Here is a 9,473-nt window from a genome sequence, read left to right as displayed (position 1 = left end):
TGGAACGGAAATCACCTTCATTTTAACTAAATATTCACAAAAAGTCCCTTGACTATTTAATTTTTCAACACTATGAAGCGACTAGAATCTACTAGTCGCTGTCATTGTTTATTTGGATTTCGTTCAATAAAATCAGTAATTTCATCCTTTAAATGATAAACCAATGTAAAATAATGATGCTCGTTCATGTCTCCCTTATCTCGCCATTTTTGCATTTCTTGATAATGAAAAGTCACAAAATAGCTGATGATTTCACGGCGCTCTATGCCCACTTTATCAGCCATCTCAACGATGGACAGGCCCTCTTTCCAATATTGATCATATACCTCTTGCGAAATACCAAGCACCCTACAAATAGCATTATAATCGTATTTCACGTGATAAACGACCTGACCCTCCTCACCATTCGCATGTTGTTGAATGACATTATTAGCATAGCCGACTGGTGCAAAGGACATTATAAGTATACTGATTAGCATTAAATTTTTTACTACTATTTTCATGCTAGACCTCCTTCACAATTTAGTGTGTGAGGTTTTAAAAATCATATTCCTTATTAGGATTTTTAAGTTGACTACTACCAATATTTAATATAATGAAAAACATCACGATCTATTTTCATCCCAAGCTTTTCATATAGCTTTTGAGCTTGTATATTATCAGTCGCTGTTTCTAAGGTTATATAACGCGCATCCTCATTTTTACAGTATGCATAACATTCCTCAATTAACCGCATTGCTACACCTTGCTTTCTCGCATGCTCTGTCACAAATAAATCATTTAATAGAAAGGCTTTTTTCATCGCAACTGATGAAAAAATAGGGAAAAGCTGGACAAAACCTACTGGCTGAGCATCTAAATACGCAAGAAAAATAATGGATTCCTCCTTCTGCAAACGCTCCTTTAAAAATTGCTCGGCTTGCTCTAAATCTGAAGGTTGATTATAAAATTCTCGATAGGCATTAAATAATGGGACTACCTCTTTAACTGTTGCAAGTGTTACTGTTTTCATTTCCATTGCAAATCTCTCCATTTCTTTTTATCAGTCTTTCTTGTATGATAATAAAAAACATTCTGACATATAAAAAGTGACAATAATAAATATTTCAACATGTCAAAAAGGAGCCTTATGAATGATTTTATTTTTTTCTTTACAGATAAAGAGGCAAAATATAAGCAAATTTATCAGCAAATCAAAACTTTAATTGAGCAAGGTAGCTTAAAAACAAACGATACTCTTCCTTCTATTCGTAGGCTGGCAGATACACTACAGGTGAGTCGCAATACGACCTTAACTGCCTACGAGCAACTTGTCGCAGAGGGATATATACGAGGAGAAGGACGAAAAGGATATTTTGTCAATGAATTTGAGCAGGTATTTTTTCATGAGGAGACACAACCAGGCATTCCCAATAAAAAGCAAGTCACTGGAAATATCATCATTGATTTTCGAGCAGGTGCTGTCGATCAACAGTATTTTCCGTTAAAGATTTGGCGACAAATGGCCAATCAAATATTACATGAGGAAGAATGCTATACATATGGGGATCCGTTTGGTGAACCTCGATTAAAGGAACAGCTTGTGGATTATTTATTACAATCTCGTGGTGTTCATGTTGATTCAGGGGACATTTTAATTGGTAGCAGCACACAGCAAATGTTAATTTATTTAGGCTTTTTATTAAAAGAGAATTTTGAAAGTATTATTTTAGAAGATCCTGGTTATAACGGAGCACGTGAAGCCTTTAAATTACATAACTTCAATATAGAGTCATTACCTGTTTTGGAAAATGGTGCACAGCTTCAGCATTTAACCCATTTACAGTCACGTCTAATTTATATTACCCCTTCCCATCATTTTCCCTATGGGGTTTCACTGAGCATCCAGCAGCGACAAACATTGATTCAGTGGGCTAAACAAATAGATGGCTATATTCTCGAGGATGATTATGACAGCGAATTTCGCTATACACAGCAGCCATTCCCTGCCCTTGCCTCTATTGATAAATCGCGTGTGATCTATATTGGCACATTTTCTAAATCCTTTTTACCAGCCGTTCGCTTAAGCTATATGGTGTTACCCAAATCATTTGTCTCTACATATAAAGAACGCTTTCAATATTTTGAGCATAACGCCTCTTCTCTTCATCAATTAACAATGGCAGCATTTATGGAAAAGGGCGAATGGACAAGGCATATTAAACGAATGCGGATTACCTATAAACAAAAGATCAATCTTCTTGTACGGGAGCTTCAACAACAATTTGGAGACAAAATTACAGTATTAGGTGCACAATCAGGACTCTATATTTTAGTGAAAGTACATACGCAACTTTCTGAGCGTCAACTCATAGAAAGCGCTGAACGATATGGCGTGAGGGTATATCCAACCAGTCCCTTTTTCCTTAAGCAAACAAGCATTGAGCCTATCATTCAACTAGGCTTTAGCAAATTGCAGCTAGATGAAGTTGTTTTAGGGGTGCAACTATTAAAAAAAGCTTGGTTAACATAATAAATAAGCCATAGCAACCATGTTATGGCTTATTTGTGTTTTCCTCATGATCTCGATAATCATAGGTTTCATTTGGTACATCCAATGTCACGCCGTTTATTTTGACAGTATCATCTTCTATCCATGAAATATCGGCTTCATTCTCCCGATATTGCCAATAAATCTTCTTTGACTTCTTATTTTCTTTATTAAACACTAATACATCCAAAACCGTATAGGACGTAGTGGCCCCTCCATCTGAAACATAAGCATTCACTGTATAGGTGCCATCAGGAGAAGTGGATTCCGCAATCAATTCCTGTTTAAACCTACTCCAATCAAAAAACAGCCAATAAACCCCGTAGCCTATAATGCTTACAATAAATAGGAACCAGACACTCAGTACAATTAGCACTTTTCTGTATACTTTTTTCTGCTCTACCCTCGCAGTCATATCTAAAAACATCTCCCCATTTTTTTTTTATTTAATAACGAAAATAAGGATGGATTTGTTTCCTTATTTTGATGAATTCCTAAAGTAGCGTGCTTAAAGCATTCTGTTCAATTTAGGACGTAGTAGGATGGAGCAGTTCACTATTCGAGCTGAGCAATTTTCGGATTGACCCGAGCATTTTTTGGATCGACCTGAGCGTTTTTCTTCTCAACCCGAGCAATTTTGATGTTGACCTGAGCAGTTTTCTTTCAACCCGAGCAAATTTTAGGTTGATCTGAGCGTTTTCTTCTCACCTCAAGCAAATATGGCTTTGACTTAAATATTTCTAAACAAAATAAAACCCTCACGCTCAAAAAGGTGAAGGTTCATACTCTTACTATGTATTATTTTTGGGCATATTTTTGCAGATGCTTCGGAACTTCACGTACGTCCATTAAAAATGGCATCATCAGAACTAAAGCAAATAAGTAAATCGCAACACCAATCGCCACTGCTGAGCTTTTTACCTCTTCGTCAATCACATACGGCATTGTTATATAAGGTACAAAGACTAATAATAAAATGGAAATGCGTGTCATAGAAGTTAGCATTTGCTTTTTCCCACAGTATGGACAGCCTATAAAGCGAGAAAATGATACAATTGACCGCATTGACTGTTTCCACGTCCATTTTTCCTTACATGTATTACATTTTGGCATATCATCTATCCCCTCCATTCACTAATTATGCCATAATTACCATTCTAGAAACATATAAAAAAGAATTTGCACAAGTTAAACCCTGTACAAATTCCCTATAAAGGTTAAAAATAATCGATAAATGTTGGAATACCGACAGGGAGTACTGTCTCTAACAGTGCAATGTCAATCGCATTGCCCTGTAAGCGTTCGATTTTTTCCAAATAGCTTGGTCGTTTATAGCCTAGTAGCATTGTGGCTAATGTTTGCACAGTTAGTTGAACAGCATTTTCGGACAGTGTTTCGCTGATCTTATCAACGGTAACCTTTCCTTCCTGCATCGTAATCACAAATGTGCCGTTATTCCACGCTACAATACGATCACTAACAGCCAATCGTAACTGAAAATCATTTCCCACAAATGGATAACGTAATAAAAATTCTTTGACATCTACGATACGTGCCATAAAATAAGGGGACACTTTTTGTATGATCTCACTATCCTCCAGTAAAAAAGCAACAGCTTCATTGCCAGTCGTTTTGCCATAAGCATTATAAATCATTGAGCTATGAGCAGAGACAAAATTCCATAAGCCTTTTCGTGCCTCTTCCTGTAAATAGACAATTTCATCAATGTAATAATTTTCCTCCATAATGCGATAAAACATATAGCCCTGTGGCACATCATCCTCATCATAATATACGGCTGCCTGAAGATTGACATCGCTATCAATAAACTTTTCTTCCCAAAAGTCTTCCTGAAACTTCTCATTCCAAGCAATACTATTGCGTACCATCACACCATGCGTTTTTTGGGCATAGCTTGCATAAATCGCTACAACATCCTCATGCTTTGGATCAACTCGACGTATCTTTCCATTTAATCCTGCATAATGTGGTAGCTGTGTATCCTTGACTTGAAATTCCACAATATCGCTCATAATTTCCCAGCCCTTTTTTCGGTAGTACGGGATTGAATATGGAAATAAATAGGATATATATTGCCCCTCATTTCGCATGCGCTGTAGACACTCCATAATCAGGCTCTCCATTAATCCATGTCTTGAATATTCTGGATATGTTCCGACAGCCGTGATTCCACCCATTTCGTAAATCCGACCATGAACATTGACCTCAAAAGGTAGGCTTAGAATTTGAGAGACAAGGTGTGTACCATCAAACCATCCAATTGCATGTCCTTCATCGAATTGCTTGCTCTTTGCATTGACAAATCGGCGATCCTTATGAATGGACATGGACATTTGAAACACATAATTGAGTAAATCTATAGATTGTGCCATTTCATCTAATCGAATTTCTCGCATGATTAAGCCTTTTCGTTGATTCATGATTCCCTCTCCTCATCAAATAACTCTGAAAAAATGGTTTCTGGTGCATTTAAAAAGCGCTTCGTAACAATGTAATGTATGGTTTCCTCATAACGGATAGACTTAATTTCCTCACCATCGAAACTGTAAATTGTTGCATTTGGATAGCCAAGTAAAATTGGTGAATGTGTAGCGATAATAAACTGTGCCTCATGCTCTAAATCCTTCATGATTTTAAGGAGACTTAGCTGCCTTGTTGGAGATAGTGCCGCTTCAGGCTCGTCTAATAAATAAATGGCCTTACCTTTAAAGCGATGTATAAATAACGATAAAAATGATTCCCCATGTGATTGATGGTGTAAAGACTTGTCACCATAAGCTGCATATTTGTTTGGATGCTCTAACGAATCAATATGACTGGCAAATTGATAAAACGTTTCAGAACGTAGGAAAAAGCCATTTGAAACCTTCGGCCACCAAGATAATCGAATATATTCCCCAAGTGAAGATTCCGCTTTATGTACCTCATATAAATTTTGTCGCCCACCACCTGCTGTATTAAAATCACAGCAATCAGCAATTGCCTCCAGTAGTGTTGATTTACCAGAGCCATTTTCACCAACAAAGAAGGTGACATTTGTAGGAAACTCAAGCTCCTGTAAATCCTGCAAGCTTGGAATGTTAAAGGGGTAAACATGCTTACCTTCGATGTTGTTCTGTAACACCTTACATGATTTTAAATACATTTCGTTTCCTCCCTTACTATTATTATAACGCGGTCACGCTACTCTGAAACCGACTTTTTTTCCAAATACAAGCTACAAACACCTAAAATAAATAATAAACTGATACCAATAAAGGAAATAGGTGACCATGAGAGCCTTGAATCAAATAACTGAAAGAAAAATGTGAATATTGGAACAAAGCATAAACTCATCATTACAATCAATGATGTACAATACTGAATGCCTATCTGTAATAAATACATCGGCAGCATGACACCCACTACTGTGACTGCAAGTATCCACGAAATATTTCCCGAGAAATATTTAAAAAATATGTCGAAAGCTGCAGAAAAAGATAATAAAATTATGCCATAATAGCGATTTGCTAAAATCATGGAAGTAGTCCAACCAGCCTCACTTAATCGCTTCGAATAGATTGTACAAAGAACTGCTCCAATCCCACAGCCAACACTTGCTATTAATGCCACAATGACAGGCAAAGTTAGGTCCATTTGAACAGCAGATTTCCCACTAATAACAGCTACTATTAGTATAGTACAAGCGATAAATGTTCCAAAAGCAATTACCCATTGTACCCGAGGAATGGATTCCTTAGCAAAAACAGCTACTATTAAGACAAACAACGGTCCTATGCCCATTTCAAGTGCACTTACAATCGCGGACTCAACGTTTTTTAAGGCAAAATAAAAGCCCATAAACGTTATCACAGTAGCAGCGTTCAACTTCACCACATCCGTAATATTTCCCTTCCATACATTCACTTGCCTTCGTTTTCGGGCAAAGAATGAGAAATAAATCGCTGTAATGAAAAAACTAATGCCCGTAAATAAAAAAGTTGGTACCTCCTGCACCTGCTTGGCATAGAACACCTGGCTCATTGATGTTAGAAGTGCTGACAGAACAAGTGCAATTAAACCTACTGTTGTTGCTTGCTTTTTTATCATTTCCACTATATTTCCCCCTTGAATAAATTCCAGTTCCTCTCCCCATTTTCCAAATAAAAAACTTCGTCTCCAATAAATATAGAGACGAAGTTATCCGCGGTACCACTCTGATTAGCTAGAAAGCTCACTTGACTATAACGGTAGCAGCCGTTTATGCCTACTTTCTTCAGCATAAAAAACTCCTGGATGAGTTCATAAATGGTTTGCGATGATTTTCACCTGCCATCATCTCTCTAAAACAAACTACATTCACTACTACTTCCAATCATTGTTAAATTATATTCGATACATCATAATTCATCTCATCCGTTTCGTCAAGTCTCTCTGAAGTATGTGCAATATTTTAAATACACCTTTATGTTGGATCATTATGACTCTAATAGATAGCATTTGATTCCAGTTATTGTGACTTATAGCAAATGTTCTACTTCCCAGCTGATTGTCATACATTGAGTAAAACCTTTTGAACCTTATTTTAAGATGGAATGTACCTGAAAAAAGAACAAGGGAGAAAAGTGATATGTTTGTAACTCATTTTTATGAAGGCAAGACATCTGTATTAAGTCAGCTTCTCGTCAATCTACCTACTGTTGAAGAAAATATTAAAATTAAAGGACGAAAAGCAAAAATAATTGAGGTTAATCAAATCAACAACAATAACTACCAAGTACGAGTCATTTTTGAAATTGTACCTAAAAAACAGCCTCTTAAAGAACTTGGGAAGAAAAAAAGATAGCCATTTATAGTTTAAGGCGTAACGCTATCGTTGATAAATCCAATGATAGCGTTTTAAATTTCTTATAAATGGGTATCAAAATAGTATGTTGCAAACTGTTCTCAATTCTTTTAAACCTCTTTGAGAAAAAAAGTTGACTTTTTAATTGATAACAATTATCATTATCAATAGATTATTTCTTTTCTCCAAATTGCTTAATTCAGAATCCCCCTCTTTTTTGAAATAAGCATGTATCAAACGGATATTCTTACATCAGACTAAGAATATCCGTTTTTAACTGTATTCTGTTTATTTTAATGGAATATTTACATAAACAAAGGAGCTGTTTTACATGGATTATCGTATTGAAAAAGACACTATGGGTGAAATTAAAGTACCTGCTGATAAAATTTGGGGTGCTCAAACACAGCGTAGTAAGGAAAACTTCCAAATTGGTACAGAGCAAATGCCAATCGAGCTAGTACAAGCGATGGCTATTTTAAAGAAAAGTGCTGCTATCGCGAACAATAAACTTGGAAAGCTGTCAGCTATTAAAACAAATGCTATTGTCCAAGCAGCTGATGAAATTTTAAATGGTCAATGGGACGATCAATTCCCACTTGTTGTATGGCAAACAGGTAGCGGTACACAGTCGAATATGAACGTCAATGAGGTTATTGCGCATCGAGCGAACCAGATTCTACAGGATGCTGGAGAGGCTGATCGTGTTCATCCTAATGATGATGTCAATAAATCACAAAGCTCAAATGATACATTCCCTACAGCCTTGCATATTGCAGCCGTATTAAAGGTTGAGGATTATTTATTACCACGTCTTCGTTTATTAAAAGCAACTTTAGAGGAAAAAGCTGAGCAATTTAAAGACATTATCAAAATTGGCCGTACACATTTACAGGATGCTACTCCCCTTACATTAGGACAAGAGATTAGCGGCTGGGCTGCAATGCTCTCAAAATCCGAGCATATGATTATCCAAAATATTGATTACATGAAAGAACTTGCGATTGGTGGTACAGCTGTAGGTACGGGCATAAACGCACACCCAGAATTTGGCGACCGAGTAGCATCAGAAATTAGTGAGCTAACGAATAGACACTTTACTTCTGCGGCAAATAAATTCCATGCACTAACAAGTCATGATGAAGCTGTCGTTGCCCATGGTGCCTTAAAAGCACTTGCAGCAGACTTAATGAAGATTGCCAATGATGTACGCTGGTTAGCAAGTGGGCCTCGCTCAGGAATTGGTGAAATTACCATTCCCGAAAACGAACCAGGCTCCTCAATTATGCCAGGTAAGGTCAATCCGACTCAAAGTGAAGCCATGACAATGGTTGTAACACAGGTCGTTGGAAACGATGCAACAATTGCCTTTGCCGCTTCACAAGGAAATTTCGAACTAAACGTCTTTAAACCTGTCATTATTTATAATTTCTTACAATCCACTCGTCTATTAGCAGATACAATGAAATCATTTAACGACCATTGTGCAATAGGCATTGAGCCAAATAAAGAAGTACTTGATTATAATTTACAAAATTCACTAATGCTTGTAACAGCATTAAACCCTTATATCGGCTATGAAAATGCAGCAAAAATTGCGAAGAAAGCACATAAAGAAGGGACAACCTTAAAAGAAGCAGCCATTGCCTCAGGATTACTAACAGAAGAACAGTTCGATGAATATGTAGATCCTGCGACAATGATTTATCCAAACGTAAAATGATGTAAGTGCAATGTCGTTATCGAAGTCGACCCACCATTGATATACCAATGATTTTAGAATCTCGCCTCATTTTGTATAATGCAAGATAATGCATATAAATGCTTTGTTTTGGGGCTAGGTGGGGCTAATAAAAATTAGGCGAGCGTGTGTATAGGAATGTATGAGTGAGAAAGATTGGGGCTAACCGCTTCAATCTTTTTTTAAATAAAAGGATTGATATAATAAACATTTAAATTTATAAGGGGACGGTTAAATGAATTTAAATCTTAATACAGAAGCAGTTTTTCATCATCTGACACCTCAAACATATATGTGAGGATGGAAACATGGATCATCATCAGTCTACTTCATAGAAAAGAATGATGGCAACATTA

The 9,473-nt window shown here is 36.6% G+C and carries 10 protein-coding genes and 1 other annotated feature; of the genes, 3 read left to right on the top strand and 7 right to left on the bottom strand.

The window, feature by feature from the left end:
* Positions 1 to 101: 101 nt before the first annotated feature.
* Positions 102 to 503 (bottom strand): hypothetical protein, encoded by a 402-nt coding sequence (locus tag AC3WOM_RS17150; RefSeq protein ID WP_492447709.1) that lies wholly within the window; start codon positions 501 to 503, stop codon positions 102 to 104.
* A 74-nt stretch (positions 504 to 577) separates the two neighbouring features.
* Positions 578 to 1,018 carry a GNAT family N-acetyltransferase gene (locus tag AC3WOM_RS17145; RefSeq protein ID WP_492447708.1) on the bottom strand — a complete coding sequence of 147 codons (441 nt, stop codon included), beginning with the start codon at positions 1,016 to 1,018 and terminating at the stop codon, positions 578 to 580.
* A 111-nt stretch (positions 1,019 to 1,129) separates the two neighbouring features.
* Here AC3WOM_RS17145 and pdxR point away from each other — a divergent pair, with 111 nt between their 5' ends.
* The gene (gene pdxR, locus AC3WOM_RS17140) at positions 1,130 to 2,512 is read left to right on the top strand and encodes a MocR-like pyridoxine biosynthesis transcription factor PdxR (protein ID WP_492447707.1); all 1,383 of its coding nucleotides are present in this window, start codon (positions 1,130 to 1,132) and stop codon (positions 2,510 to 2,512) included.
* 22 nt (positions 2,513 to 2,534) lie between these two features.
* On the opposite strand, the gene AC3WOM_RS17135 is transcribed toward pdxR, so the two are convergent.
* The 5 genes from AC3WOM_RS17135 to AC3WOM_RS17115 form a co-directional block, all read right to left on the bottom strand.
* A complete protein-coding gene (locus tag AC3WOM_RS17135) occupies positions 2,535 to 2,945 on the bottom strand; it encodes a DUF5412 domain-containing protein (RefSeq protein ID WP_492447706.1) in 411 nt (136 codons plus the stop codon).
* Positions 2,946 to 3,328: 383 nt separating this feature from the next.
* Entirely contained in the window at positions 3,329 to 3,643 is a 315-nt protein-coding gene (locus AC3WOM_RS17130) for a TIGR04104 family putative zinc finger protein (RefSeq protein WP_492447705.1), read from the bottom strand.
* 104 nt (positions 3,644 to 3,747) lie between these two features.
* Positions 3,748 to 4,971, bottom strand: coding sequence for a GNAT family N-acetyltransferase (locus tag AC3WOM_RS17125; protein ID WP_492447704.1), 1,224 nt, complete (start codon positions 4,969 to 4,971; stop codon positions 3,748 to 3,750).
* Positions 4,968 to 5,696 carry an AAA family ATPase gene (locus AC3WOM_RS17120; protein ID WP_427537993.1) on the bottom strand — a complete coding sequence of 243 codons (729 nt, stop codon included), beginning with the start codon at positions 5,694 to 5,696 and terminating at the stop codon, positions 4,968 to 4,970. The genes AC3WOM_RS17125 and AC3WOM_RS17120 overlap by 4 nt, the downstream gene beginning before the upstream one ends.
* 38 nt (positions 5,697 to 5,734) lie before the next feature.
* On the bottom strand, positions 5,735 to 6,640 hold the full coding sequence (locus tag AC3WOM_RS17115; protein WP_492447712.1) for an EamA family transporter: 906 nt from the start codon (positions 6,638 to 6,640) through the stop codon (positions 5,735 to 5,737).
* A 77-nt stretch (positions 6,641 to 6,717) separates the two neighbouring features.
* Positions 6,718 to 6,918: a binding site (T-box leader), on the bottom strand.
* A gap of 242 nt (positions 6,919 to 7,160) precedes the next feature.
* Here AC3WOM_RS17115 and AC3WOM_RS17110 point away from each other — a divergent pair.
* Together AC3WOM_RS17110 and fumC are read left to right on the top strand one after the other, a co-directional pair.
* Positions 7,161 to 7,376 (top strand): hypothetical protein, encoded by a 216-nt coding sequence (locus AC3WOM_RS17110; protein WP_492447703.1) that lies wholly within the window; start codon positions 7,161 to 7,163, stop codon positions 7,374 to 7,376.
* Between the two features lie 331 nt (positions 7,377 to 7,707).
* Positions 7,708 to 9,099, top strand: a complete 1,392-nt coding sequence (fumC, locus tag AC3WOM_RS17105; protein WP_492447702.1) for a class II fumarate hydratase — start codon at positions 7,708 to 7,710, stop codon at positions 9,097 to 9,099.
* Positions 9,100 to 9,473 lie beyond the last annotated feature (374 nt).

This window comes from Lysinibacillus sp. FW301-JW8 (assembly GCF_058788755.1).
The sequence above is the reverse complement of the archived record's forward strand: the minus strand, read 5'-3'. Positions and strand labels throughout refer to the sequence as shown.

Coding starts and splice junctions, on each gene's coding strand:
- AC3WOM_RS17150 (WP_492447709.1), bottom strand. CDS start 503: ATGAAAATAGTAGTAAAAAATTTAATGCTAATCAGTATACTTATAATG.
- AC3WOM_RS17145 (WP_492447708.1), bottom strand. CDS start 1,018: ATGGAAATGAAAACAGTAACACTTGCAACAGTTAAAGAGGTAGTCCCA.
- pdxR (WP_492447707.1), top strand. CDS start 1,130: ATGAATGATTTTATTTTTTTCTTTACAGATAAAGAGGCAAAATATAAG.
- AC3WOM_RS17135 (WP_492447706.1), bottom strand. CDS start 2,945: ATGACTGCGAGGGTAGAGCAGAAAAAAGTATACAGAAAAGTGCTAATT.
- AC3WOM_RS17130 (WP_492447705.1), bottom strand. CDS start 3,643: ATGCCAAAATGTAATACATGTAAGGAAAAATGGACGTGGAAACAGTCA.
- AC3WOM_RS17125 (WP_492447704.1), bottom strand. CDS start 4,971: ATGAATCAACGAAAAGGCTTAATCATGCGAGAAATTCGATTAGATGAA.
- AC3WOM_RS17120 (WP_427537993.1), bottom strand. CDS start 5,696: ATGTATTTAAAATCATGTAAGGTGTTACAGAACAACATCGAAGGTAAG.
- AC3WOM_RS17115 (WP_492447712.1), bottom strand. CDS start 6,640: ATGATAAAAAAGCAAGCAACAACAGTAGGTTTAATTGCACTTGTTCTG.
- AC3WOM_RS17110 (WP_492447703.1), top strand. CDS start 7,161: ATGTTTGTAACTCATTTTTATGAAGGCAAGACATCTGTATTAAGTCAG.
- fumC (WP_492447702.1), top strand. CDS start 7,708: ATGGATTATCGTATTGAAAAAGACACTATGGGTGAAATTAAAGTACCT.